Source organism: Ruegeria sp. BH6, assembly GCF_056538105.1.
This window is the reverse complement of record NZ_JBQFSR010000001.1, coordinates 333,497-359,519: the sequence shown is the minus strand read 5'-3', so window position 1 is coordinate 359,519 and position 26,023 is coordinate 333,497. Positions and strand designations below refer to the sequence as shown.

24 protein-coding genes are annotated in these 26,023 nt (G+C 58.8%); 6 read left to right on the top strand and 18 right to left on the bottom strand.

What is annotated here, in order from left to right:
* Window positions 1–2: 2 nt before the first annotated feature.
* The 6 genes from ACR0B8_RS01775 to ACR0B8_RS01750 all read right to left on the bottom strand — a co-directional run bounded on the left by ACR0B8_RS01775 (window position 3) and on the right by ACR0B8_RS01750 (window position 7,042).
* Window positions 3–857, bottom strand: a complete 855-nt coding sequence (locus ACR0B8_RS01775) for a hydroxymethylglutaryl-CoA lyase (RefSeq protein ID WP_170360176.1) — start codon at window positions 855–857, stop codon at window positions 3–5.
* A 78-nt stretch (window positions 858–935) separates the two neighbouring features.
* Complete coding sequence (locus ACR0B8_RS01770; RefSeq protein ID WP_226688672.1) at window positions 936–2,864, bottom strand: acetyl/propionyl/methylcrotonyl-CoA carboxylase subunit alpha; 1,929 nt, start codon at window positions 2,862–2,864, stop codon at window positions 936–938.
* A gap of 3 nt (window positions 2,865–2,867) precedes the next feature.
* On the bottom strand, window positions 2,868–3,293 hold the full coding sequence (locus tag ACR0B8_RS01765; RefSeq protein WP_170374597.1) for an ASCH domain-containing protein: 426 nt from the start codon (window positions 3,291–3,293) through the stop codon (window positions 2,868–2,870).
* Window positions 3,293–4,897 (bottom strand): carboxyl transferase domain-containing protein, encoded by a 1,605-nt coding sequence (locus ACR0B8_RS01760; RefSeq protein WP_480657860.1) that lies wholly within the window; start codon window positions 4,895–4,897, stop codon window positions 3,293–3,295. Before ACR0B8_RS01760 ends, ACR0B8_RS01765 begins: the two co-directional genes overlap by 1 nt.
* Before the next feature lie 46 nt (window positions 4,898–4,943).
* The gene (locus ACR0B8_RS01755; RefSeq protein WP_480657862.1) at window positions 4,944–5,519 is read right to left on the bottom strand and encodes a lysozyme inhibitor LprI family protein; all 576 of its coding nucleotides are present in this window, start codon (window positions 5,517–5,519) and stop codon (window positions 4,944–4,946) included.
* Complete coding sequence (locus tag ACR0B8_RS01750; RefSeq protein WP_226688675.1) at window positions 5,513–7,042, bottom strand: AMP-binding protein; 1,530 nt, start codon at window positions 7,040–7,042, stop codon at window positions 5,513–5,515. The genes ACR0B8_RS01755 and ACR0B8_RS01750 overlap by 7 nt, the downstream gene beginning before the upstream one ends.
* A 136-nt stretch (window positions 7,043–7,178) precedes the next feature.
* Between ACR0B8_RS01750 and ACR0B8_RS01745 the strand changes: the two genes are divergently transcribed.
* Complete coding sequence (locus ACR0B8_RS01745) at window positions 7,179–7,781, top strand: OmpW/AlkL family protein (RefSeq protein WP_170348125.1); 603 nt, start codon at window positions 7,179–7,181, stop codon at window positions 7,779–7,781.
* Between the two features lie 44 nt (window positions 7,782–7,825).
* On the opposite strand, the gene ACR0B8_RS01740 is transcribed toward ACR0B8_RS01745, so the two are convergent.
* The 3 genes from ACR0B8_RS01740 to ACR0B8_RS01730 all read right to left on the bottom strand — a co-directional run bounded on the left by ACR0B8_RS01740 (window position 7,826) and on the right by ACR0B8_RS01730 (window position 11,052).
* Complete coding sequence (locus tag ACR0B8_RS01740; protein WP_170360190.1) at window positions 7,826–8,989, bottom strand: isovaleryl-CoA dehydrogenase; 1,164 nt, start codon at window positions 8,987–8,989, stop codon at window positions 7,826–7,828.
* A gap of 161 nt (window positions 8,990–9,150) precedes the next feature.
* Window positions 9,151–10,341, bottom strand: coding sequence for a DegT/DnrJ/EryC1/StrS family aminotransferase (locus tag ACR0B8_RS01735; protein ID WP_226688676.1), 1,191 nt, complete (start codon window positions 10,339–10,341; stop codon window positions 9,151–9,153).
* 3 nt (window positions 10,342–10,344) lie between these two features.
* Window positions 10,345–11,052, bottom strand: a complete 708-nt coding sequence (locus tag ACR0B8_RS01730; RefSeq protein ID WP_170360194.1) for an HAD-IA family hydrolase — start codon at window positions 11,050–11,052, stop codon at window positions 10,345–10,347.
* Window positions 11,053–11,186: 134 nt separating this feature from the next.
* Here ACR0B8_RS01730 and glmU point away from each other — a divergent pair, with 134 nt between their 5' ends.
* From glmU to ACR0B8_RS01715, 3 genes are read left to right on the top strand one after another with little or no spacing between them, the layout of a single operon-like run.
* Window positions 11,187–12,539, top strand: coding sequence for a bifunctional UDP-N-acetylglucosamine diphosphorylase/glucosamine-1-phosphate N-acetyltransferase GlmU (gene glmU, locus ACR0B8_RS01725; protein WP_226688677.1), 1,353 nt, complete (start codon window positions 11,187–11,189; stop codon window positions 12,537–12,539).
* 3 nt (window positions 12,540–12,542) lie between these two features.
* Window positions 12,543–14,363, top strand: a complete 1,821-nt coding sequence (gene glmS, locus ACR0B8_RS01720) for a glutamine--fructose-6-phosphate transaminase (isomerizing) (protein WP_226688678.1) — start codon at window positions 12,543–12,545, stop codon at window positions 14,361–14,363.
* A gap of 51 nt (window positions 14,364–14,414) precedes the next feature.
* Window positions 14,415–15,098 carry a DNA alkylation repair protein gene (locus tag ACR0B8_RS01715; RefSeq protein ID WP_226688679.1) on the top strand — a complete coding sequence of 228 codons (684 nt, stop codon included), beginning with the start codon at window positions 14,415–14,417 and terminating at the stop codon, window positions 15,096–15,098.
* Here the strand turns inward: ACR0B8_RS01715 and ACR0B8_RS01710 are convergent.
* Window positions 15,086–15,517, bottom strand: a complete 432-nt coding sequence (locus tag ACR0B8_RS01710; RefSeq protein WP_170548078.1) for a hypothetical protein — start codon at window positions 15,515–15,517, stop codon at window positions 15,086–15,088. The two genes, ACR0B8_RS01715 and ACR0B8_RS01710, sit on opposite strands and share 13 nt — an antisense overlap.
* A 90-nt stretch (window positions 15,518–15,607) precedes the next feature.
* On the opposite strand from ACR0B8_RS01710, the gene moaA reads away from it, so the two are divergent.
* Window positions 15,608–16,615: a GTP 3',8-cyclase MoaA gene (gene moaA / locus ACR0B8_RS01705; RefSeq protein WP_170348111.1), complete on the top strand. Its 1,008-nt coding sequence runs from the start codon at window positions 15,608–15,610 to the stop codon at window positions 16,613–16,615.
* A gap of 13 nt (window positions 16,616–16,628) precedes the next feature.
* Window positions 16,629–17,939, top strand: a complete 1,311-nt coding sequence (locus tag ACR0B8_RS01700) for a 3-deoxy-D-manno-octulosonic acid transferase (RefSeq protein ID WP_264187242.1) — start codon at window positions 16,629–16,631, stop codon at window positions 17,937–17,939.
* A gap of 53 nt (window positions 17,940–17,992) precedes the next feature.
* On the opposite strand, the gene ACR0B8_RS01695 is transcribed toward ACR0B8_RS01700, so the two are convergent.
* The 8 genes from ACR0B8_RS01695 to ACR0B8_RS01660 form a co-directional block, all read right to left on the bottom strand.
* Entirely contained in the window at window positions 17,993–19,156 is a 1,164-nt protein-coding gene (locus tag ACR0B8_RS01695; RefSeq protein WP_480657865.1) for a M20 aminoacylase family protein, read from the bottom strand.
* Between the two features lie 58 nt (window positions 19,157–19,214).
* Window positions 19,215–20,357 (bottom strand): MFS transporter, encoded by a 1,143-nt coding sequence (locus tag ACR0B8_RS01690; protein WP_226688682.1) that lies wholly within the window; start codon window positions 20,355–20,357, stop codon window positions 19,215–19,217.
* A 61-nt stretch (window positions 20,358–20,418) separates the two neighbouring features.
* Window positions 20,419–21,696: a DUF3422 family protein gene (locus ACR0B8_RS01685; protein ID WP_170360210.1), complete on the bottom strand. Its 1,278-nt coding sequence runs from the start codon at window positions 21,694–21,696 to the stop codon at window positions 20,419–20,421.
* A 107-nt stretch (window positions 21,697–21,803) separates the two neighbouring features.
* Window positions 21,804–21,968, bottom strand: coding sequence for a VOC family protein (locus ACR0B8_RS01680; protein WP_319003455.1), 165 nt, complete (start codon window positions 21,966–21,968; stop codon window positions 21,804–21,806).
* A 75-nt stretch (window positions 21,969–22,043) separates the two neighbouring features.
* A complete protein-coding gene (locus ACR0B8_RS01675) occupies window positions 22,044–22,160 on the bottom strand; it encodes a VOC family protein (RefSeq protein ID WP_367647801.1) in 117 nt (38 codons plus the stop codon).
* Window positions 22,161–22,320: 160 nt separating this feature from the next.
* The gene (locus ACR0B8_RS01670) at window positions 22,321–23,775 is read right to left on the bottom strand and encodes an NAD(P)(+) transhydrogenase (Re/Si-specific) subunit beta (protein WP_170360212.1); all 1,455 of its coding nucleotides are present in this window, start codon (window positions 23,773–23,775) and stop codon (window positions 22,321–22,323) included.
* Between the two features lie 13 nt (window positions 23,776–23,788).
* Window positions 23,789–25,360 (bottom strand): Re/Si-specific NAD(P)(+) transhydrogenase subunit alpha, encoded by a 1,572-nt coding sequence (locus tag ACR0B8_RS01665; protein ID WP_480636027.1) that lies wholly within the window; start codon window positions 25,358–25,360, stop codon window positions 23,789–23,791.
* Between the two features lie 129 nt (window positions 25,361–25,489).
* On the bottom strand, window positions 25,490–25,939 hold the full coding sequence (locus ACR0B8_RS01660; protein ID WP_480657869.1) for a methyltransferase family protein: 450 nt from the start codon (window positions 25,937–25,939) through the stop codon (window positions 25,490–25,492).
* Between the last annotated feature and the right edge of the window lie 84 nt (window positions 25,940–26,023).

The following is a 26,023-nucleotide window of genomic DNA, read 5'->3' as shown; positions in this document are numbered from 1 at the left end:
CCTCACTCTGGCCGCATGGCCCGCGCCATTTGCGCGGCCTGCTCTACGATTTCCAGATCAAGCCCGGTTTCATAGCCCAACCGCTCCAGATGGGCGGCCACGGCCTCGGTCGCAACATTCCCCGCAGCTCCGGGCGCATAAGGGCACCCGCCCAATCCACCAACTGCCGTATCAAAGGTCCGAACGCCCAGCGCCAGGGCAGCATCAATATTGTCGAGCGCCCGGCCATTGGTGTCGTGGAAATGCCCAGCCAGACGGGTTACCGGCACGCGTTCTCGTACGGCCAAGAGCATATGCGCGATGGTATCTGGCGTCCCCTGCCCGATTGTATCGCCCAATGAGACCTCATAGCAGCCCAAGCCAAACAGCTGATCTGCGACCTCGGCCACCTTCGCGGGCGGTGTTGGGCCATCATAGGGGCAGTCGGTCACGCAAGAGACATAGCCACGCACAGGCAGATCAATGTGGCGCGCGGCCTCGAGGATCGGTGTAAACCTCTCGATGGATTCGGCAATCGTGGCGTTGATATTGGCTTTCGAAAATCCCTCGGAGGCCGAGGCGAATACTGCAATTTCATCCGTTTTGGCCGTCAGGGCATCCTCATATCCACGCATGTTGGGCGTCAGCGCGGCATAGCGCACCCCATCTGGCCTTTTTATTCCGGCCAAAACTTCCGCACTGCCGGCCATCTGCGGCACCCATTTGGGCGATACAAAACTGGCCACTTCGATCCGGTTGAACCCGGCGCGGCTGAGGCAGTCGACCAGCGCCACTTTCTCGGCAACCGGGATCTCACGCTGTTCATTTTGCAGGCCGTCACGTGGACCTACTTCGAAAATCTCGACCCGCTCACCCATGGCTGCGCTCCTCCCGGTTTTGTTTCGTGTCCTGTTCGGATGGCCTGACTGTGCCACGCGATGCGGCGCGCGAACAGGTCACTCTTCTTTCAATCTGATCAGGGCCGCTCCGGCTTCGACCTGCGCGCCGTCCTCAGTCAGCACCTCGGCAATGACACCGTCGCGGGCGGCCAGAAGGGAATGTTCCATTTTCATCGCCTCCAAAATGGCAAGCCTGTCTCCCTCACTTACCTTTTGACCCACGGTGGCAAACACCGCCTTGACCAACCCGGGCATGGGGGCTTCGACAACGTTAGTATCGCCTGCAGCGCTGGCATCGCGGTCCAGCGGATCAACAATGTCAAACGCCTGCCCGTAGGTGTCAAAGACCGTGATCCGCGCGCCCGAAACCGCCACCTGCGGCATTGGGCTGCCGTCAATGGACCAGATACCGTTGCTGCGCTCGGCAATGACAGTATCTTCCCCGACCTGCCAAACTTGACGATTTGAACCTTCAACCTGAACATCAAGATCAAGGGTGTCATCTGCCTTTAGCTGAACTGCACGGTGCAACGGAGCCCACAGGGAAAACCCAGTCTCTTCCTTCGTATCGACCAAGTCCAACGCCATCATCGCAGCCGCCACGCATGTCGCTGCCGGAATCGGAGCTACCAGTGTCAGCGCATCAATATCCCGCCCGATCAGCCCGGTATCTACATCACCTGTGGCGAAACCTTCATGCCGGGTCAGCGCGCCCAGAAAGGCGAGGTTGGTCACGGTGCCTGCGACCTCAGTCTGCTGCAGGGCACGATAAAGCTGTTCCAGTGCAACCGCGCGCGTGGGGCCATGGACGATGACTTTAGCGATCATCGGGTCATACCATGGGCTGATCGTATCACCCGCACGCACTCCGCTATCGGCACGGCAGGCCGTAGGGAATTGCAGATGCGTCAGGGTGCCCGTTGCAGGCAGGAAGCCCTTGGGCACGTCCTCGGCATAAAGACGGGCCTCAAATGCGTGGCCAGTGATGGATAGATCGTCCTGACGTTTCGGCAACGCCTCGCCAGCGGCGACCCGCAATTGCCATTCGACCAGATCGACCCCGGTGATCGCTTCGGTCACGGGATGCTCGACCTGCAGGCGCGTGTTCATCTCCATGAACCAGAACCTGTCCGGACGCAGCCCGTCCGAAGCATCAACGATGAATTCAACCGTCCCTGCGCCCTTGTACCCGATCGCCTCGGCGGCCCGCACGCCCGCCTGCCCCATCGCCTCGCGCATCTCCTCGGTCATACCCGGAGCCGGAGCCTCCTCGATCACCTTCTGGTGTCGGCGTTGAAGCGAGCAGTCTCGTTCAAACAGATGCACCGCATGGGTGCCGTCGCCAAACACCTGCACTTCGATATGGCGGGGTTTGGCGACAAATTTCTCGACCAGAACGGCGTCATTGCCAAAGGCTGTTTTGGCCTCGCCCCGTGCGCTGTCCAATGCTGAGGCGAAATCCTCGGGACGTTCGACCAGCCGCATGCCCTTGCCGCCGCCACCTGCCACGGCCTTGATCAACACGGGATAGCCGATGGTTTCAGCAGCGCCCGCCAGATGTTCGGGGTCCTGATTGTCACCATGATATCCCGGCACAACCGGCACGCCTACCTGCTCCATAAGAACCTTGGCCGCATCCTTGAGACCCATCTTGCGGATCGCATCCGCCGAAGGGCCGATAAACGTCAAACCAGCCGCATCGACCGCATCCACGAATTCGGGGTTTTCCGAGAGAAAGCCGTACCCCGGATGGATCGCCTGAGCTCCGGTATCCAGCGCAGCCTGAATGATCACGTCGCCCTTCAGGTAGCTTTCAGCGGGAGCCGCGTCGCCGATACGGACAGCCTCATCGGCCATCTGCACATGTTTTGCCAAGGCATCCGCGTCGGAATAGACCGCAACACAGAAGACGCCCATTTTCTGAGCCGTTTCCATGACGCGACATGCGATCTCGCCCCGGTTGGCAATCAGGATTTTATTGAACATGTCTTACCCCTCGACAGCCAGATCTTCGACAAGACGGAAACGTTCGCACAATAACTCCATCTCGGGATCGAAACCGCCATTGCGCTCGAAGTAACGACGGTGATCCTCGCGCCATCCTTCAAGCGTTTCATTCTCACCCTCGGCCAATGCAAAGTCCTCAGTCACATCGCAAAAACGACAGATCGTGACATCGACCGTTTCGATCACCAAAGCCGGGGTGTCATCCCATTCCAGAGCGATATCGCGTCGCCCGACAACTGGTGTCTCAGGGCTTCCGTCCGGATAGTCGCGCAGCGCCCCACAAGTTGCTTTTTTTTGGCCTGAGCGCACCAATGCCAGCAATTCAGCACTCAAGGCAGCGCTATCGCCGAACTTAAAAGTCTGTGCGTCCGGGTAGCGGGTCATTACTTCTTTCAGGTTCATGCGCATCACATCCTGAACACGCCGAAACGTGTCTCTTCAATCGGGGCATTCAGCGCGGCGCTCAGCGACAGCGCCAGCACATCGCGGCTTTTGCGTGGGTCAATGATGCCATCATCCCACAACCGGGCTGAGGCATAGAGCGGGTGCGACTGTTCCTCGAACATCTCCAGTGTGGGGCGTTTGAACTCGGCCTCCTCCTCGGCAGACCAGGTGCCGCCCTGCCGTTCGATCCCGTCGCGTTTCACGGTGGCCAGAACGCCCGCCGCCTGTTCGCCTCCCATCACGGAAATCCGCGAGTTCGGCCAGGTCCATAGGAAGCGCGGCTGATAGGCCCGTCCCGCCATGCCGTAATTCCCGGCCCCAAAAGAACCGCCTACCAGCATCGTGACCTTCGGCACGTTCGTCGTGGCAACTGCTGTCACCATCTTGGCCCCATGCCGTGCGATACCCTCGTTTTCGTATTTCCGACCAACCATGAAGCCGGTGATATTCTGCAAAAACACCAGAGGGATTTTCCGTTGGGAACACAGCTCGACAAAATGCGCGCCCTTCTGCGCAGCTTCGGAAAACAGCACGCCGTTGTTGGCAATGATCCCGACAGGGCAGCCTTTGACATGGGCAAAGCCAGTCACCAGCGTCTCGCCAAAGCGCGGTTTGAACTCATCGAAACGCGAGCCGTCGACCAACCGCGCGATCACCTCGCGGATGTCATACGGCGTGCGCAGATCGGCGGGCACAACGCCCAGAATTTCCTCGGGGTCATAGGCCGGGTCCTCGGGGCTGGCCCAATCCACCGTCTGCGGTGTGCGCAGGTTTAGCGACCCGACCGCGCGCCGCGCCAGAGCTAGCGCGTGGGCGTCATCCTCGGCCAGATAGTCGGCTACACCAGACAAGCGAGTATGAACGTCGCCGCCACCCAAATCTTCGGCGCTGACGATCTCTCCGGTCGCAGCCTTGACCAGAGGCGGCCCGGCCAGAAAGATCGTGCCTTGGTCGCGCACAATGATCGTCACATCCGACATCGCAGGCACATAGGCCCCACCCGCCGTACACGAGCCCATTACCACGGCGATCTGTGCAATCCCTTTGGCGCTCATCCGTGCCTGATTGTAGAAGATGCGGCCAAAGTGGTCGCGGTCGGGGAAGACCTCATCCTGATTGGGCAGGTTCGCACCGCCGCTATCGACCAGATAGATACAGGGGAGGTTGTTTTCCTCAGCAATCTCCTGCGCCCGCAGATGTTTCTTGACCGACATCGGGTAATAAGTGCCGCCTTTCACAGTGGCATCGTTGCACACCACCATAACCTCACGCCCCTGCACGCGGCCAATACCCGCGACGACCCCGGCAGCAGGCGCGGCATCGCCATACATCCCATGCGCTGCCGTCGCGCCGATCTCAAGAAACGGAGACCCCGGGTCCAGCAAGTTCGCCACCCGACGACGTGGCAGCATCTTTCCCCGGGATTCATGCCGCGCGCGGGATTTCTCACCACCGCCCATGCGGGCTGCTTCGGCGGCGGCAGTGATTTGTGCCAGCGCATCGAGATGAGCGGTGCGGTTTGTCTTGAAGCCCTCAGAGGCGGGCATGGCTTTGGATGTGAGTTTCATTCTTTGCTTTCCTGGTCCATCAGAAAACCCGCCGAAATAAGAAGCATCATCTTTCCTCCAACAACGTCTTTAACCAAACCACTCTTTGGCTTGTTCGCTCCAAGCGACACCCGGCCCTAAGGAGTTTCGCACCTGTTCCCCCTCTCCACTGAAGATACTCCACCAAGCAGTCCGCCTCCCGCATTTCTTCCCAACGTTCTTGTGCTTCGGTTAAACTCGGCACTCTAAAAGGTAGAGAGGAAGCTTTCTCAGCGTCTCCTTCGTCAAGCATGCTGTAATGAACCAGCAGGTCTGCGGCACTCTCGTCCACCAGCGTGTCCCAGACCGCTGTTTCAGCTTCGACGCAAAAGTAAATTCCCAGAGTGCTTTGCCCCCAAGAAATATCTTCATTCATGCAATTGCCCGAAAAAGCACCAATACAGTCGGAAAGGTCTGTTGGTGCTCCAGCACTTTCGACACACCCACGGACTTGAGCATCCATGTAAGCTTGGTCCACGGTAGTTTGTCCGTGCTCATCTTGAACTTGATAGTTCTGTGCCCAAAGGTCTTGGGGCAGCACAAAGGTGAGAACTGAAACAGTGCCTAGAGTAAGCAAATCAAAGCTGTGCAACTTATTCAGCATTGTTTGTCCTCCGCCGCCGCTCGCACTTTCAATTCCTTCCGGATCACCTTCCCCGTCACCGTCATCGGCAACTCCTCCAGAAATGCGACCTCACGCGGATAGGAATACTGAGCCAGACGCGCCTTGACCCAGTCCTGCAACTCCGACCCCGAAGCCTCGGCCCCCGGTTTCAGCACCACATAGGCCTTCACGATCTCGGTCCGCAGCGGGTCGGGCTTGCCGACCACGCCCACGGTCGCCACCGCCGGGTGGGTTAGCAGGCAATCCTCGATCTCAGCCGGGCCGATGCGGTATCCGGCTGAGGTAATCACGTCATCATCGCGACCGACAAAGCGTAGATACTCGCCCTCCCACACGCCGCGATCTCCGGTGATCAGCCAGTCGCCGCGAAACTTCTCAGCCGTCGCCTCGGGCCGGTTCCAGTATTCCAGCAACATCGAGGCCGAGCCGCGCCGGATGACCACGTCACCCTCTTCATCGATCGGATTGCCGTCTTCGTCGATCACCGCGACTTCATGCCCCGGCACCGGTTTACCGATGCAGCCGGGTTGCACCGGGAAATCCTCGGAACAAGAAGACACGACCATGTTGCATTCGGTCTGGCCGTAGAATTCGTTGATCGTCAGGCCAAACGCCTGTTGCCCCCATGCCAGCATCTCGGCCCCCAGCGGCTCACCGCCCGAAGCGACCGAGCGCAGATCGGGGATACTTTGATCCGCAGCCTTCAGCATCCGCAGCGCCGTCGGGGGGAAGAACACGTTCCGCACCCCGCTGCGGGCGATCACGTCGGCGCAGGCTTCCGGCGTAAACTTTTCCAACCGCGCCGCGACCACAGGAATACCCAGCGCAAGCCCGGGCATCAATACGTCGAACAGACCTCCGATCCAGGCCCAATCCGCAGGTGTCCATAGGCAATCGCCTTCGCGCAGGTGATTGTGGCTGATCGAGACACCCGGCAAGTGGCCGGTCAGAACCCGGTGCCCATGCAGTGCGCCCTTGGGGCTGCCCGTGGTGCCCGAGGTATAGATCAGCACCGCCGGGTCCTCGGGGCCTGTATCTGAGCAGGGGAACGGATCATCCGATGGTGCAATATGTTCGACCAGAACCGGGTGGGCCAGATCGCCCAGCACCGCGGCTCCTTCGGCATCGGTCAGCACCAGACGCGCACCCGCATCCCCCACGCGCGAGGCCAACGCATCCCGTTTGAACAGCTTGAAAAGCGGCACCGAAATCGCCCCAAGCTTCCAGATCGCCAGATGCGCCGCCGCACACCAGGGCGACTGGCTCAGCAACACACCCACGCGGTCGCCGGGCTGCACCTGCTGATGCAGTTCACGTGCAATCCCGTCCGTCATGCGCGTGAGTTGACCAAAGGTAACGGCTTCGCGGTACCCGTCTGTCAGATCAACGATGGCCACATTGTCACGAGGATGCGCCAGGCATTGTCGCGCCATATTGAGCTGATCCGGAATATCCCAGACGCCCGCCTTCCGCATACCGGGTATGCACCTATCGGGATGCATGCGCAAAACCCCTTGTTTTTCTTACCCTTGGCGGGTGCGGACGCCCCCCTGCTTTCACAGGAACTTGATGCAGATCAGAGTTCGCAACGGTCCGGTCCTGCACAAGCGACTCATCAACAAATTCAAAGGCCATAAAATGACCAAAACACTCGCCGCTTTGACGCTCTCGACTGCGCTTGTCGCACTTGCCGCCCCTGCAATGGCCCAGAACCAAGGTGACTGGACCGTGGGTGTCGGTGTTGGTTATCTGGACCCGAAATCCGACAACGGAACCCTGGCTGGTCTCGATACCGACATTGACGCAGACACCAGCGCGATCTTCACAGTAGAGTATTTTGTCCAGGACAATCTTGGCATCGAACTGCTGGCCGCGACCCCGTTCAGCCACAGCATCGCGCTGGGGGGCACCGATCTGGCCAGCACCAAACACCTGCCGCCCACCCTGTCGCTGAACTATCACTTCGCGACCAACAGCGCCTGGAAGCCCTATGTTGGCGCCGGACTGAACTACACCATCTTCTTTGACGAAAAATCCGCGCTTGGGGATCTGGACATTGACAACTCCTTCGGTGTGTCGCTGCAAGCCGGTTTGGACTACATGGTCACCGAAAAAGGAGCCGTGCGTCTGAACGTGCGCTGGTTCGACATCGACTCGGACGTCAAACTGAACGGCACCGATATCGGTACTGCAGAAATCGATCCCTGGCTGGTCGGCGTATCCTACGTCCATCGCTTCTGATCCTTGTCTTTAACGCCCCGCCACCCTTTGGCGGGGCGTTTTTCTCAGCGCATTTCGCTCATCAACTCGCGCCCGATCAGCATTCGGCGAATTTCGCTGGTGCCCGCGCCGATCTCCATCAGCTTGGCGTCTCGGAATATCCGGCTGACCGCTGAATCCGACAGGAACCCGGCCCCGCCCATCGCCTGCACAGCCTGATGCGCCTGCGTCATCGCCTGTTCCGAGGCGTAAAGGCAGCACGCCGCTGCATCCTGACGGGTCACGTCACCCCGGTCACAAGCTTTGGCAACTTCATAGACATAAGCCCGCGCGGAGTTCATCGCGGTATACATGTCGGCAATCTTGCCCTGCATTAGTTGGAAGCTACCGATCGGTTTGCCGAACTGCTTACGCTCGGCCAGATAGGGCATGATCTCGTCCAGACAGGCAGCCATGATGCCTGTGCCGATTCCAGCCAGCACGACGCGTTCATAATCCAGACCTGACATCAGAACCGCAACGCCCTTGCCCTCTTCGCCCAGAACGTTCTCGAACGGCACTTCGACATCTTCAAAGATCAGCTCGGCTGTGTTCGACCCCCGCATCCCCAGCTTGTCGAAATGCGGAGAGGTCGAGAATCCCCTCGTCTCTTTCTCGATCAAAAAGGCCGTGATCCCTTTTGAACCCGCCTCGGGGTCAGTCTTGGCATACACGACTAGCGTGTCCGCGTCCGGCCCATTGGTGATCCAATATTTGTTGCCGTTAAGACGGTAGTGATCGTTGCGCTTTTCCGCGCGCAGCTTCATCGACACCACATCAGATCCCGCCGAGGCTTCGGACATTGCAAGCGCGCCAACATGGTCACCCGAGATCAGGCGCGGCAGGTATTTCGCCTTCTGCTCGTCATTGCCGTTCAGCTTGATCTGATTGACGCACAGGTTCGAATGCGCCCCGTAAGACAGCGAGACCGAAGCCGAGGCCCGCGCCACCTCCTCCACCGCTACGGTGTGGGCCAGATAGGACATCCCCGCCCCGCCATACTCTTCGGGCACGGTGATGCCCAACAGCCCGAGGTCGCCCATCTCTTTCCACAGTTCATTGGGAAAGGCGTTCGATTGATCGACCTCGGCCGCCATCGGTTTGACCCGATCCTGCGCCCAGCGATGCACCATCTCGCGCAGAGCGTTCACATCCTCACCCAGATCAAATTGCATTGTGGCCGTGAACATGTTGCGACCTCCTCATCGAATTAATGAACACTTGTTCAATAATTAGGTAACAGCGAATCCTCCACGGGTCAATGAGAAGGCTAGCACCAAAGAAAATGCCACCCCGAACAGGGTGGCATTTTTCAAGATTAAAGCGTGCGCCAAAGGCGCACTCAATTGGATCACGATTGAAACACAGCCCTAACTTCGGCCCGGATGATGCGTGCGATCAGGCGGCAGTCGTCCAGCGAAAAAGTCAACGGCACGCGCATATCCATCACCCCGGCAAGGATACGGTCACTTGCGGGCAAAGGCGTGCTTTCGGCATAGCGCCAACTGTCATAGCGCGAGGTGAATCCCGTCGGCTCCGCCCCACCAAACCACTTAATCTCGACCCCCCGTGCGCCGCAACGACGGATTACCTCGGCAATACGTTCGGGCGTCCAGTCGAGCAGCAAGAACTGGATCGACGAACCTACATAGGTCTCTTGCTCGGGACGCTCGACGATGGTCAGGCCGGGGGTGTCCCGCAGGCCGGTTGCGATTTCGTCATAGCGTTCGTTCCAGCGCTGCACCTGCCGGTCAAGATCACGCAGTTGCGGGCGCAGGATCGCGGCGCGCAGATTGTCCATGCGGCCGGACACATTGGGCGTGGTGTATTTGATCTTTTCAAACACCTCGGGCCCCGGTGCGGCAAGGTGGCGTTCATATAGCATGTACGAGCCCGACAGCATCGTGGCCTTGGCCGCAATCACTTCGTCATCGGTGATCAGCAGACCACCTTCACCGGAATTGACGTGTTTGTACGTCTGGCAGGAATAGCACCCAATCGCCCCCTGACGCCCCGACAATTGCCCGCGCCATGCGGCACCCATTGTGTGGGCGCAGTCCTCGATCACCGCAACGCCCGCCGTATCACACATCTGCATTAACCGGTCCATATCGCACAGATGTCCGCGCATGTGGCTGAGCATCAGCACCCGCGCCTGATCCAGCTTGGCCTCAAGATCATCCAGATCAATCGTCAGATTCTCAGTCACGCCCACAAAAACCGGCCTTGCCCCGACCGAGGCAATCGACCCCGGCACCGGCGCAAGCGTGAAGGCGTTGGTCAAAACCGGATCACCCGGCTGCACCCCCACGGCCCGCAATGCGGTGGCCAGTGCATAACCCCCAGAAGACACAGCCAGACAGTATTTCGCCCCCATTTGCGCCGCGAACTCCTGCTCCAGCAGCGCGGTTTCGCCCAACTCTCCGGGGACGACGTTATAGCGATGCAGACGCCCATGGCGCAGAACGGCCATGGCGGCGTCAATCGCCTCTTCTGGAATAGGTTCCTGCTGGGTGAAGCTGCCAGTGAATATTTCGGTCATGGACTAGTTCTGATCCTGCAAAGGGTTGGGGTCAAGAATTTGTGCCGCCGCACCAATCAGTCCGGTGACCAGCTCTGGCAGATCATCAAAGTGATGCAGCAGTGCTTCGGGTTCCAATGCGGCCATATCTTCCCCGGACGGGCCAAACGTCACCAGCACCGATGGCACGCCCGCTGCACGCGCCGTATTTCGGTCGGTGTCGGAATCGCCGATCAGCACACACAAATCGGGGTGTCCCCCGGCCCGGCGCGCGGCTTCGCGCAGTGGTTCGGGGTCCGGTTTGCGCACGGGCAACGTGTCTGCGCCCACCAAAGACGCAAACTGATCCCGCACGCCCATCTGGGTCAGCAGCTGATGGGCCAGAGCCTCGGGTTTATTGGTGCAGATACCTACGCCATAACCTTGGGATTTCAACATTTCGACAGCCTCAAGCGCACCGGGATAGAACCGAGTGTGGGTGTCGATGTCCTTCGCGTAAGCCTCAAGCAGGGTGGGATAATAGGCCAGAACAGTATCCTCATCATAAGCACCGACCCGCTTCAGCCCATGGGTCAGCATCATCCGTCCACCCCGCAAGGCAACGGCTGCGTCATCATCGTGAACTAGGACATCCCCATGCCCCATCTGGCGAAAACAGTGGTTGGCCGCCGCCAGCAAATCACCCGACGTATCGGCCAAAGTTCCGTCCAGATCGAAGATTACTGTGCGCATTGTGCCTCCTGCCTCGGCGGTTTATTGCCGTCTCGTGTTGCAAACGGCAATCTTGTTTGATCCGTGAACCGCTTGCGCCTTTGCCCTCAGCGGATAAAACGGAGCGCAACAAAACACAAAGAGAAATCGATTTCATGAGCACTGCCCTTGTCATCCTTGCCGCTGGAAAAGGCACCAGGATGCATTCGGATATTCCCAAAGTTCTTCATCCCATCGCGCAGGTCCCGATGCTGGTGCACGCCATGCGCGCCGGGGCCGTATTGTCGCCCGAGCGGACCGTGATCGTCACCGGGCACGGGGCTGAAGCCGTAGCCAAGGTTGCAACTGCCGAGGATGAAGCGGCGCAAATCGCTGTTCAGGACGAGCAGTTGGGCACTGCCCATGCCGTCGCCCAGGCACGCGAAGCTTTGGACGGATTCACCGGCGACGTCGTGGTTTTGTATGGCGACACGCCGTTTCTGCAGCCCGATACGCTGGAACGCATGATCGCGGCGCGGGCAGAAAACGATCTTGTCATTCTGGGGTTTGAGGCCGCCGATCCTGCGCGTTATGGTCGCCTGGTGATGAACGGTGACAGTCTTGAGCGGATCGTCGAATTCAAAGACGCATCGGATGAAGAGCGCGCAATAACCTTTTGCAACTCTGGCCTTTTGGCCTGTGATGCGCAGACACTATTTTCACTTATCGACGCAGTAGGAAACGACAATGCGGCTGGTGAATACTATCTGACCGATGTCGTGGAAATCGCGCGCGCGCGTGGTTTGGAAGTCACCGCAGTTGCCTGTGATGAAGCACAGACATTAGGTGTGAACTCGCGCACCGATTTGGCTGCGGCAGATGCTGTGTTTCAGACCAGTGCCCGTGCCGAGCTGTTGGATCTTGGCGTCACCCTGATGGCACCCGATACTGTTTATCTGGCCGCTGACACCGTCATCGGGCGCGACACTGTGATTGAACCCAACGTGGTTTTTGGCCCCGGCGTCACAGTCGAAAGTGGTGCTACAATCCGGTCGTTTTCGCATTTGGAGGGCTGCCACGTCAGCCGCGGTTCTATTGTTGGCCCTTATGCCCGCCTGCGCCTAGGTGCCGAGTTGGCCGAAAACGCCCGCATCGGCAATTTTGTCGAGATAAAGAACGCCGAGATCGCCGAAGGGGCCAAGGTTAACCACCTTAGCTATATCGGTGACGCGTCGGTAGGTGCGGCGTCGAACATCGGCGCTGGAACAATCACCTGCAACTATGACGGTGTGATGAAGCATCGCACCACAATTGGTGAGAATGTTTTTGTCGGCTCAAACACAATGCTGGTGGCCCCGGTGAAGGTCGGAGACGGCGCAATGACAGCCACCGGCACAGTCGTGACGCGAGACGTCGAACCCGACGCGCTGGCCGTGGCCCGCGCTAAGCAGGACAACAAGCCAGGTTATGCACGTAAATTGTTTGATATGTTGAAGGCGAAGAAGGCTCGCCGCGACAAAGGAGCCTGATCTATGTGTGGAATTGTAGGTGTTCTGGGTCAACACGAAGCCGCCCCTATTTTGGTTGAGGCGCTGAAACGGCTGGAATATCGCGGCTATGACAGCGCCGGTATTGCGACGGTCAATGACGGTGAACTTGGGCGGCGTCGGGCTGTGGGCAAGTTGGTCAACCTCAGCGATTTGCTGGTGCACAATCCTTTGCGCGGAAAATCGGGCATCGGGCATACCCGTTGGGCCACACATGGCGCACCATCAGTCACCAACGCGCACCCGCACAAGGCAGGCCCCGTGGCCGTGGTGCATAACGGCATCGTCGAAAACTATCGCGATTTGCGGGCTGAGTTAGCCGAACATGGCGTCGATTTCGTCACCGAGACCGATACCGAAACCGTGGCCCTGATGGCCGAGCATTATCTGAACAATGGACTATCGCCCGTTGATGCGGCGTTCAAAACCATCGACCGGCTTCAAGGGGCGTTTGCACTTGCATTTCTGTTTGACGGGCAAGACGACCTGATCGTCGCGGCGCGTAAGGGCTCACCTTTGGCCATTGGGCATGGGGAAGGCGAAATGTATGTGGGTTCAGACGCCATTGCGCTGGCCCCGCTGACGGATCGTATCACCTATCTTGAAGAAGGCGACCGGGCGGTCCTGACCCGCACTTCGCTTGAAATCCGCAACGAAGCCGGAGAACTGGCCAACCGCGAGACCCGCCAGATCAAACTGGATCAAACACGGGCCGACAAGGCGGGTCACAAGCATTTCATGGCAAAGGAAATCGCCGAGCAACCCGTGGTGGTTGCCGAGGCAATTCAATCCTACCTGCCCACTGGCGGCAACGAGATAACTCTGCCGTGTGAGCTGGATTTCAGCAAGCTGGACCGCCTGACCATGGTCGCCTGCGGAACTGCCTTCTATGCCTGTCTGACAGCAAAGTACTGGTTCGAACAGTTGGCCAGAATGCCCGTCGAGGTCGATATCGCCAGCGAGTTTCGCTATCGCGAACCTCCGATCCCCGATCGCACGGCGGCCTTGTTTGTCAGCCAGTCGGGTGAGACCGCCGACACGCTGGCCGCGCTGCGCTATTGCGAGGGCAAGGCCGATAAGATCGTTTCGGTGATCAATGTCCCCGAAAGCTCGATCGCGCGCGAAAGCGACATCGCCCTGCCGATCCATGCTGGGGTTGAGATCGGTGTGGCCTCGACCAAAGCTTTCACTTGTCAGCTAAGCGTATTGCTGATGCTGGCGCTCAAGGCGGCTGCGGATCGGGGCACCCTAAGCGATGAGGAACTGGCTGATCATGCCGCCGCATTGCGTGGATTGCCGACCGCACTAAATGCCGCGCTGGATCAGAACCAGTCCATCAAGTCCTCGGCCCAGCGCTTGTCCGAGGCGCGCGATGTGCTGTTCCTGGGCCGCGGCCTGATGTATCCACTGGCTATGGAAGGTGCGCTGAAACTAAAAGAAATCAGCTATATACACGCCGAAGGTTATGCGTCGGGTGAACTGAAGCACGGCCCCATCGCCCTGATCGACAAGCACATGCCAGTAGTGGTCATGGCCCCGCGCGACACAGTGTTCGACAAGACCGTGTCGAACATGCAAGAGGTCATGGCGCGCAAAGGCAAGGTCATACTGGTCTCGGATGATGACGGCGTTACCGAGGCCGAGGATGGGGTGTGGAGCACTATTCGCATGCCCCATATTCATCCCAGCCTTGCCCCGATCCTGTATTCGGTTCCGGCGCAGCTGCTGGCCTATCATACGGCTGTCGCCAAAGGTACCGATGTGGACCAGCCCCGCAATCTGGCGAAATCCGTCACCGTCGAATAAGCCAAGATCGGGCTGCACCCACGGCCCGTTTCACCAGCAGGGCGACAAACATTGAATTTCTATCTGGATCAGATCAAAGCTCATGCCGACCCCGTACGCGCGAGCCAAATGGCGGCCTATCACAAGGTTGACCGCCCCTATCTGGGTGTCGCGAACCCCGTTCTGAACGACCTGACGAAAGATTGGCGTCAAGACCTGGATGTATCTGAGCGCGTGGAGTTGGCGGATGCCTTGTGGCAGACCAATATACACGAGGGCCGTCTGGCCGCAGCCAAACTACTGACCCAGGCCCGCATTCGGCCTGATGGGGCGGTCTGGGATTTACTGCACAGCTGGTTGCCCGATTTCGACGCCTGGGCTGCGGCCGATCACGCCTGCATGGCGATGCAAAAACGTCTGTCAGCCGACCCAACCCGGTTGGATCAGGTGGAAATCTGGACGACTTCCGATCATATGTGGACACGGCGCGCAGCGCTGGTGGCCACCCTTCCCTGGACCAAGCAGAATCACCCCAAACCCGACGATCTGGCACGGCGCGACCGCATTCTTGGCTGGGCGGCAAGCTATGTGCCGGACCGGGACTGGTTCATTCAGAAAGCCATTGCTTGGTGGCTGCGTGACCTGTCCAAACACGACGCTGAACGCGTCATCGCGTTTCTGAAAACCCATGGTGACGCGATGAAACCTTTCGCCCGCCGCGAAGCCGAAAAATACCTGAAAGATCAGTTGGAATAGACCTCAAGTTCAACCAATTCGTCAAATGGCAACAACAAGGCCCGCATCGCATCCAGAGACAACCGACTGCCGCCGCTTTCGGGCCCTGGCGCTGGAACCAGCGTAATATAAGCCTGCGAGCCGGTTCTGGGAACGACCACGCGACCGGTGAATTCGACGTCGACCAGCGGAGTTTCCAGCCAACGACCCGGCGTGGTCGGATCGCCCAATCCGGCTATGGTCGTCTTTGCGCCCACCCAGCCGGCAGCAGTGGCCGCAACGGGTTTTGGTTCAACTGCTTCCTCTGCCACAACTTCTTCGACCACAGCGTCTTCAGGTTCAGAAGGCGTCTTTTCGCCCCCAAACACCCGATCTGTCGTGGACCGTACGGTGTCGCATCCGGCCACCAGAATACACAAAGCGAATAGCATATATCTCATGCCATCAACCTATCGCCCTGTGCGCATCTGTACCAGCGCAAAGGAAACTTCGCCCTTGTCGCAGGCAGGTCGCGGCTTTACCTATGTCGCATGACTGCTCCGCTTATCGACCCATTCGCACGTGCGATCACCTATCTCCGCGTCTCTGTCACAGACCGCTGCGATTTCCGCTGTGTTTACTGCATGTCCGAAGACATGAAGTTTCTGCCCAAGAAAGACCTGCTGACGCTGGAAGAGCTGGACCGCATGTGTTCGACCTTCGTGAAGTTGGGGGTTGAAAAGCTGCGCATTACCGGTGGTGAGCCGCTTGTGCGCAGAAATATCATGACGTTTTTCAACAGCATGACCCGCCATCTGGACAGCGGCGCGTTGAAAGAGCTGACGCTGACCACCAATGGCTCGCAGCTGCACCGTTTTGCCGATGACCTGTACGCGGCAGGTGTGCGCCGGGTAAATATCTCGCTGGATACGCTGGACGAAGATAAATTCGCCGCGATCACCCGCTGGGGCCGTCTTAAACAAGTGTTGAACGGCATCGACGCGGCGCAGAAAGCCGGGCTGAGGATAAAGATCAACGCGGTGGCCCTAAAGGGCTTCAACGAAGAAGAGTTGCCGACGATCACGAAATGGTGTGCGGAACGCGATATGGACCTGACCTGGATCGAGGTCATGCCCATGGGCGATATCGGCAATGAGGATCGTCTGGATCAATACTGGTCGCTCAAGGACGTTCGTAAGGAATATGAGAACCATTATTCCGTGACCGATCTGGCAGAACGCAGCGGCGGGCCAGCGCGTTATGTTCGCCTAGAGGAAACCGGCCAAAAGATCGGCTTCATCACCCCTCTGTCGCATAATTTCTGCGAAAGCTGCAACCGCGTGCGCCTGACCTGCACTGGTGAGCTGTTTATGTGTCTGGGCCAAGAGGACATGGCTGACCTGCGTGGTCCACTACGCGATCACCCCGATACAGAGCAACCGCTCGAAGACGCAATCCGAGCGGCGATCAACCTCAAGCCCAAGGGACATGATTTCGACTATTCCCGCCAGGCGGTCGACGGCAAGATGAGCCGTCACATGAGCCACACAGGCGGCTGACGTGCCGGACCAGATGGGCCGACCGACGCTGCTGTATCATCTGTATTGCGGCCTGACCTCTATTGCGGAGCCGTTCGTCTGGCGCACCGTACGGAACAAGCTGCAAGCCGCGGATGTTTCCGTAACCCGACAACAGGAACGCCAAGGCCGTGCCAGCCTGCCCCGCTCCGACGGCCAGCTGATCTGGTTCCACGCCGCCAGCGTTGGTGAAACCCTTTCTGTTATCAGCCTGATCAAACGGTTGGGGGAACGTCTGCCGGATGCCGAGTTTCTGATCACCTCTGGCACGCCAACCTCGGCCGCTTTGATTGAAAAACGCATGCCGCCGCGAACGCGCCATCAATATCCGCCGCTGGACACGGCTGGCCCCGTTCGGCGCTTTCTGGACCACTGGCGCCCGAATGCCGGTATTTTCGTCGAAAGCGAAATCTGGCCCCGTCTGATTGTCGAAGGTGCCAACCTTGGCATGCCCTTGGCTCTGCTCAACGCACGCCTGTCGGACAAGTCCGTCGAAGGCTGGAAGAAACGCCCGGACACAGCCCGGTTCATTCTGGATCGTTTTCGCCTGTTCCTGACCCAGAACGACAAGACCGCGCAAAACCTGATCGTGATGGGCGCGCCCGCTGATCGTGTACAGCCGGGCACGAACCTGAAGGCCATGTCTGACCCCTTGCCGATTGATCAGGCCACGTTGTCCGACATCCGCGCACAGATCGGCGCCCGCCCCGTCTGGATCGCCAGTTCGACACATGCTGGTGAAGAGGAAACCGTTCTTGCCGCCCACGCAGAGCTGCTCAAACGCTGGCCCGACCTGCTGCTGTTGCTGATCCCGCGCCACCCTGAACGCCGCGCCGAGGTCGCCAGTCTGGCAACCCAAGCGGGGCAAACTGTGGCCATTCGATCGAATGACGACAAGATCACCGACAAAACGCAGGTCTACATGGCAGATACGCTGGGTGAAACCGGCACATGGTACGCGCTGTGCCCTATTGTGTTCCTTGGCGGATCACTGAAAGAGATCGGCGGCCACAATCCGTTCGAACCGGCACAGGCGGGTGCCGCTGTAATCACCGGCCCCGGCTATTTCAACTTTGCCGAAACATTCGCCCCGCTGATCGAATCCGGCGGGGCGCTACAAGTTCAATCTGCTTCCGAACTGACCGAGGCCGTGGAAACCTGGCTATCGGACCAAACCACGCTGGACAAAGCCCGTACCGCTGCGAAATCCTGCGTAAACACCCAACAATCGGCGCTGGATGCAATTGTCGAGACGCTATGCAACGAACTCAGCTTAACTGGGTCGGGTGTAACTTCATCTAACTAAGCATGCCCCGGGTAGCGCGAGGGGCTGGCCCCTCGCGCTACCCAACGCCAAGATCAGGCCGCCGGCATCCGCTGTTCGACAATCTCAGCCCACCAGCTGCACCCTGCCGGAATGGCCTCGTCGTTAAAGTTGTACTCAGGGTGATGCACCGCCGCCGTGTCGCCATTGCCAACCAGAATATACGCCCCCGGCCGTTCTTCGAGCATAAAGGCGAAATCCTCGCCGCCCATGATCAACGGCGCTTCGTCGCAATTGCCCGCCACTGAACGCGCGACATCCGCTGCAAAGTTGGTCTGCTCGTCGCTGTTCACCATCACCGGATAGCCCAAGTAATAGGTGACATTGGCCGTTCCGCCAAACGTCGCCGCGATTCCGTTGCAAATCTCTTTGATGCGCTTTTCCGCCATTTCCCGCATTTTTGAACTCATCGTACGGACGGTACCTTTGATCTGTACCGTTTGGGGGATGACGTTAAAGGCGGTGGTCGAGGTTTCAAACGACGTAACTGAAACCACGACCTGATCCACCGGATCTGCATTGCGCGACGCCACCGTCTGCAATGCCAGAACCGCCTGCGCCGCCATCACGGTTGTATCGACTGTCTCATGCGGTTTGGCCGCGTGACCGCCCTTGCCCTCAAAGGTGATGTCGAATTGATCTGTGGCCGCAAAGAACGCGCCCGGACGAATGGCAAAACTGCCGACAGGACGGCCAGGCCAGTTGTGCATGCCATAGACCTCTTGGATGCCCCAACGGTTCATCATGCCGTCCTCGCACATCTCGCGGCCTCCGCCGCCACCCTCTTCGGCGGGTTGAAAGATCACCACGACGGTGCCGTCGAAATTTCGCGTTTCCGAGAGGTATTTCGCCGCGCCCAGCAACATCGCCGTATGCCCGTCATGGCCACATGCGTGCATCGCCCCATCGGTCTTGGATGCATACTCCAGACCCGTCGCCTCATGTATCGGCAGTGCATCCATATCGGCCCGCAGACCGATCACCTTGCCCCCCGTGTCGACCTTACCTTTGATCACCCCAACGACCCCGGTGCGACCAATTCCGGTGACAACCTCATCACAGCCGAATTCCTTCAGCTTCTCAGCAACCAGTGCGCTGGTGCGGTGCGTTTCGAATAGAATCTCGGGGTTTTCATGAATATCGCGCCGCCACCTAGTGATTTCACTCTGCAATTCGGCAAAACGGTTTTTGATCGGCATAGGCTTCTCCCATCTTTTTTTCTTTGCCCCGGCTTTATCCCGGCGCGGAATTCTCAAGTCAGTCCAAAGACGCAGGCCGCAGCACGCCGGACAGCAGGACAATCAGGATGGCCAAGGGCAACAAAACCATGAATGCCAATCGTAATGTAAGCATCTCGGCCAAAATCCCAATAAGCGGTGGGCCGATCAGTAACCCTCCGTACCCCAGCGTCGCCACACTGGCGATGGCCTGCCCCGGCGGCACATGCGGATCATTGGCTGCCCGGCTGAAGGCCAGCGGCATGATCACAGCATAACCAACCCCCATCAGGGCAAAACCCGCCAAGGCCAATCCCGCCTCTGATGTCGAGACCACACCGAACACGCCAAGTGCCGCGCAAATGCCTCCAAAACGGGCCGTTGCGACAGGACCAAACCGCGCGATTGCAAATCCGCCAGCCAGCCGAAACGCCACCATCGTCACCGAAAACACGGCATATCCCAACGCAGCGACGCTTTCGGCGGCACCGGTCACATCGCGCAGGAATATTGCACTCCAATCCGCTACGGCACCTTCCCCCAAAGCGCCGCACAGCGCAGTGAACCCAACCAGAATCAACGCACCGGACGGCAGGGCAAAGACACTGCCGTCATGTGAGACAGCTCTGCGCGACGTCCACTTAACCCAGGACAGGGTCAGCGCCAGCGCCACGACAACTCCGCCAGCCAGTAAAAAGTGCTGCATTACTGTCAGTCCCAGCTGCACCGCCCCGTATCCGCTAAGCGCCCCCAACCCGGCGCCCAAACTCCACATCGCGTGGAACGAGGACATGACTGGTTTGTCATAGGCTTGCTCGACCTCGGCGGCCCAGGCGTTCATGGCCACATCCATTGAACCGTGAAAGGCACCGAATACGAACAGGAACCCCGCCAGCGCCCAGAACCCATCGGCCACGGCCAACAGGATTAGAGACAACGTGTACAGCACCGCAATAACCCGCGTGATGGCTACGGCCCCGAACCGATCAGACAACCGCCCCGTCACCGGAAAGGAACACACTGCCCCCGCTGCCATGAACAGCAGACCATAGCCCAATGCCTCATGCGTCAATTCCAGCCTGTCCCGCACGGCTGGAATGCGAGATGCCCAAATGCCAAACAGCGCACCGTTCAGGATGAACATGGCAGCCACCGCCCGCCATGCAGACATAATTCCGATCACAGAAAACTCCCACGCGCAGCTTGCTGTTCCTAAAGCGCCCTAGGTAATTCGCAATTGCGGGCTATTGCAAACGCTTTCGAATCTGACGGATGGCAACCCAGACGCACAGAATGACAGGGATCGTCACAACTGAAGTCAACCGTCCCTGACTGATCCCATCCTGGGTCAGCGGGTAAAGAAAGTCACTGACCAGCGTCACCGCGTAGAAACTGATAGCTACCACAGACAGCCCTTCGACGGTGTGCTGCAGCCGCAGCGCAATCTGGGCGCGCCGATCCATGCTTTCCAGCAGCGCCTGGTTTTGCGCACTGCGTTCCACATCGACCCGGGTACGTAACAATTCTCCGGCACGGATCGCCCGATCGGACAAAGCCTGCAGGCGGCGCTCGGTGGATTTGACGGTTCGAATGGCCGGATCGTACCGGCGCATCATGAAATCGGCGAAACTCTGACGGCTCTCAAACCGCTCTTCTCGCAGCACTTCGATCCGTTGGTTCACGATAGCCTCATAGGCCCCCGTAGCCCCAAACCGAAAGGAACACTGGGCGGACAGGGTTTCCAGCTCGGTCGAGGTGGACAATAGATCGGGCAGCAGTTCATCTGGGTGGGCCGTGTTGTCGGTCATTTGCCCCATCAACTCGGTCAGCCTACCGTCCAATTCACCGATACGTGGGGTCAGCTGTTTGACGCGGGCAAACCCAAGCATTGACATCGCTTTGTAGGTCTCGATCTCACACAGACGCTGAATGATCCGTCCCGTCCTGCGTCGCCCTGTGCCCTTGCTGACAAACAGCGCAAAGCGCATGTGCCCGGCCGGATCGATACGGAAATCACTGGCACAAATGGCGGTATCGTCCAGCACCCGGGCCACGGCAAGGCTTTCAGGCTCGAACCAGTTCCCCAAAGAGGACCGGACCGCTTCGTCGTCCTGGCGTTCAACCACGCGGAGCATGGCCGACGTCACCCTCTGCCCTGGGCTGGCCATCAACCAATCAGGGGGAAAGACTTCGAAATCTGCCGGGTTGAATGGGCGATCGCTGACATTTTGTGTAATCGCAGTGTAAGTGACGAATTCGGTATGCTGTTCCCATTTCAACCAATGACGGCCAATCTGACCAGCGTAATGCGTCGCCTCCGGCTGCGGATGTTGTGCGCCGTGGCGATCCAGCAGATTGATCAGATGGGCCAGATCCTCATTCCGGTCCCGCGCCACGGCTGCGTCTGGCTTCTTGATCGCCAAGAACACCACCGTGCACGGCGTCGCGGCCACCGGAAAGGGGCGCGCGTGCAGTTCATTGGCCAGCGCATAGCGCAGCGGGTGATCATCAATGGGCGTCATGCAGAGCTCCGTTTTGTCCGGGGCACTATACGCCACCTCAAAAATACATCAATTCTCTTTTTATTTCATATACTTAAGTGGATACGGCTGTATACATTCCCTCTATCTCATTGATTTGGCTGCCACAGCTCAATTGTTTTGCCCTCGGGATCGTGAATGCGGGCAAACTTTCCCACCTCACTGTCCCACTCAGCACATGTTTCTACGGTGATCCCGGCGGCCTCAAGCTGCGCTATCAGTGCCGCCAAATCGTCTACTCGGAAATTGATCATCCATTGCTGATCTGCGCGGCCGAAGTATTCCGTAATTTCGGCAAATGGGGCAAAGACAGTAAACCCTTCGCGCTGCTACCAGGGCAAAGGATCGTAATGATTGACGCCCAAGTGTTTCTCATACCACGCGCTCAACGCGTCTGGGTCGCGGGCCCGAAGGAACACACCACCTATGCCGTTTACTTTCTGCATGGCTACTCTCCTGACACCCACCACGTCAGACCAGTCTATCAAAATCCGCCTGCTTCATCTGGCTACAAATATCCCCAAGGTCCGGAGGCAGAGCCTCCTTCAATACAAATAAGAAAAGGGCGCCCGAAGGCGCCCTTTGCAATTTGGTTACACCCCAAGCTCAGTCGATCATGGGAAGCAGTTTGTCGAGGCTGGCCTTTGCGTCGCCATAGAACATGCGGGTGTTTTCCTTGAAGAACAGCGGGTTTTCGATGCCCGAATACCCGGTGCCCTGACCGCGTTTGGACACGAACACCTGTTTCGCCTTCCAGCATTCCAGAACCGGCATGCCGGCGATGGGGCTGTTGGGGTCTTCCTGTGCCGCAGGGTTCACGATGTCGTTCGAGCCGATGACGATGGCCACATCCGTTTCGGGGAAGTCGTCGTTGATCTCGTCCATCTCCAGCACGATGTCATACGGCACCTTCGCCTCGGCCAGCAGCACGTTCATGTGGCCCGGCAGACGGCCCGCGACCGGGTGGATCGCAAAGCGCACGTTCTTGCCCTGGGCGCGTAGCTTGCGGACCAGTTCGGAAACGGACTGCTGCGCCTGCGCCACGGCCATGCCATAGCCGGGGATGATGATGACACTGTCAGCATCGTTCAGCGCTGCGGCCACACCATCGGCCTCGATGGCAATCTGCTCACCCTCCACGGCCATCTGTTCGCCCTGCGGGCCACCAAAGCCGCCCAGAATTACGCTGACAAAGTGACGGTTCATCGCCTTACACATGATGTAGGACAGGATCGCACCGGACGAGCCCACCAGCGCACCAACCACGATCAGCAGGTCGTTGCCCAACGAGAAGCCGATCGCCGCCGCAGCCCAACCCGAATACGAGTTAAGCATCGACACAACCACGGGCATGTCGGCACCGCCGATTCCCATAATCAGGTGATAGCCAATGAACAGCGCGGCCAGCGTCATCAGGAACAGCGGGAAAAAGCCGCCGGTCGAGGTATACCAGACCAAGCAGATCAGCGAGAGACCTGCAGCCGCCGCATTTAGCGCATGACCGCCCGGAAGCTTGGTCGCCGCCGATGTGACCTTGCCGGCCAGCTTGCCATAGGCCACGACCGACCCGGTAAAGGTGATCGCACCGATGAAGATGCCCAGGAACAGTTCGACATGCAGGATTGCCAACTCAGCCGAGGTTTTCTTGGCAATCAGCTTGGCGAATGCCCCCAGATCAGAAAGGTCCGCTTCTTTAGCGCTGTCGGCAATGGCCATGACCTGCGCCACGTTGCCAATCTCAAAATGCGCGTTGAAGCCAACGAACACAGCCGCCAGACCCACCAGCGAGTGCATCGCAGCCACCAGCTGCGGCATCTCGGTCATCTGCACGCGTTGTGCGACGTACTGACCGATCAGACCACCGCCCGCAATCAGCAGCAGCGACAGCAGCCACAGCCCCGAACCGGGACCAACCAGCGTGGCAAAAACCGCCAGCGCCATACCGACGATGCCATACCAGACCGCGCGCTTGGCGCTTTCCTGGTTCGACAATCCGCCGAGCGAAAGGATGAACAGAACAGCCGCAACAACGTAGGCGGCAGTAGTGAAGCCAAATTCCATGTGCCCGGCCTCCTTAAGATTTCTGGAACATGGCGAGCATGCGCCGGGTTACGAGGAAGCCGCCGAAGATGTTGATCCCGGCCATGAAGACAGACAGCGCCGCCAGCAGAATGACCAGGAACGATCCCGACCCGATCTGCATCAGCGCCCCAACGATAATGATCGACGAGATCGCGTTGGTGATCGCCATCAGCGGTGTGTGCAGGCTGTGTGCAACGCCCCAGATCACTTGGAAGCCCACAAAGATCGCCAGCACAAAGACGATGAAGTGCTGCATGAAGCTGGCCGGGGCGATCAGCCCCACCAACAGCATCAGCGCGCCACCGACACCCAGCAGGGTGAACTGCTGTTTGGTCTGCGCCTTGAAGGCCGCAATCTCTTGCGCCTTTTTCTCTTCCGGGGTCAGTTCCTTGACCTCGGGTTTTTTCTGCGCCGCAATCGCCTGCACCTTAGGCGGTGGCGGCGGGAAGGTGATCTCGCCCTCATGGGTCACGGTCGCGCCACGGATCACGTCATCTTCCATGTCGTGATTGATCTGACCGTCTTTCTCAGGGGTCAGGTCCGTCATCATGTGGCGGATGTTGGTCGCGTACAGAGACGACGATTGCGCCGCCATCCGGCTGGGGAAGTCGGTATAGCCGATGATGGTCACGCCATTGTCGGTCACGACCTTCTCATCCGCGACGGTCAGCTTGCAGTTGCCGCCCTTTTCCGCCGCAAGGTCAACAATGACCGAGCCCGGCTTCATCGCCTCGACCATATCCTTGGTCCAAAGCTCGGGCGCTTCGCGGTTGGGGATCAGCGCCGTGGTGATGACGATGTCCATCTCGGGGGCCAGTTCACGGAACTTGGCCAGCTGTGCCTCGCGGAACTCGTCCGACTGGACGCTGGCATAGCCGCCGGTGGCCGCGCCGTCCTGCTGGTCTTCTTCAAAATCCAGATAGACAAACTCGGCGCCCATGGATTCGACCTGTTCGGCCACTTCGGGGCGCACGTCGAACGCGTAAGTGATCGCACCCAGCGAGGTCGAGGTGCCGATCGCCGCCAGACCGGCAACACCGGCCCCTACGATCAGCACCTTCGCAGGCGGCACCTTACCGGCCGCCGTCACCTGACCGGTGAAGAACCGGCCAAAGTTGTTGCCCGCCTCGATCACCGCGCGGTAACCGGCGATATTGGCCATTGACGACAGCGCATCCATTTTTTGTGCGCGGGAAATACGCGGCACCATCTCCATGGCGATGACGTTGGCGCCCTTGGCCTTAGCCGCTTCCATCCCTTCTTCGTTCCCTGCCGGGTTGAAGAAGGAAATCAGCGTCTTGCCCTTGGTCAGTCGCTTTAGCTCGGTTGCGTCGGGCTGTCGGACCTTGGCAACAATGTCAGCCGCTTTCCACAGCGATGCGGCGGTCTTGACCAACTCAACGCCTGCAGCCTCATACGCCGCATCCGAAAAGCCCGCAGCAGCCCCAGCGCCTTTCTCAATCAGGCACTCATAGCCCAGTTTCTGCAACTGCACAGCAGAGTCCGGCGTCATCGCAACGCGGTTCTCGCCCTCATATATTTCCTTCGGTGTGCCTATCTTCACTGGCAGTCCCCCTAGTTCTCACTCAAGCTGAGCGGGTGGTCGGTATTCTTCGTTAAGCAAACATGTATCTTGCGCAACATTATTTCGCAAGTGCAGCATTCACGATATGATATTATCGGTCTGTCCATCCTAAACCCACCGGCGGGTTTTACGTTCATAACGTGCAAAATCAGCGTGAAAAGTACGGCGCAGGCGGTCTTCTTCGGGCAGAATGAACCGGCGCTCAAGCACCCAGACGAAGATTGGGATCAGGATCAGGGACAGCACCGCATCGAACCTTAAAACCAAACCAGCCAGAATCAGAACGTCGCCAACATAGATCGGGTTGCGGCTGCGTTTATATATGCCTGACTGAACCAGCGCCGAAGGTGTTTCGTGCGGGATAACGGTTGTCTTGTGACGACGAAATTCCACTATCGCCAATACCGCGATCAGGATGCCACCCCCGATCAGCAACCCGCTTAACAAGTCAGTCAATCCGCCGTCCAGCGACAACCCCAAAGGGAAATGACGCGACTGCAGCCAGGCCAGAAAAGCGAACCCAACAAGCCAGACGGGCGGTATGTCGATCCGGTGCATGCGCATCCCCGCAACTGACAACATGCACAGGCATGTCGTTTCTGGCCGATGTCCTACCGCTTTCGAACCGAATTGGCAAAAGCT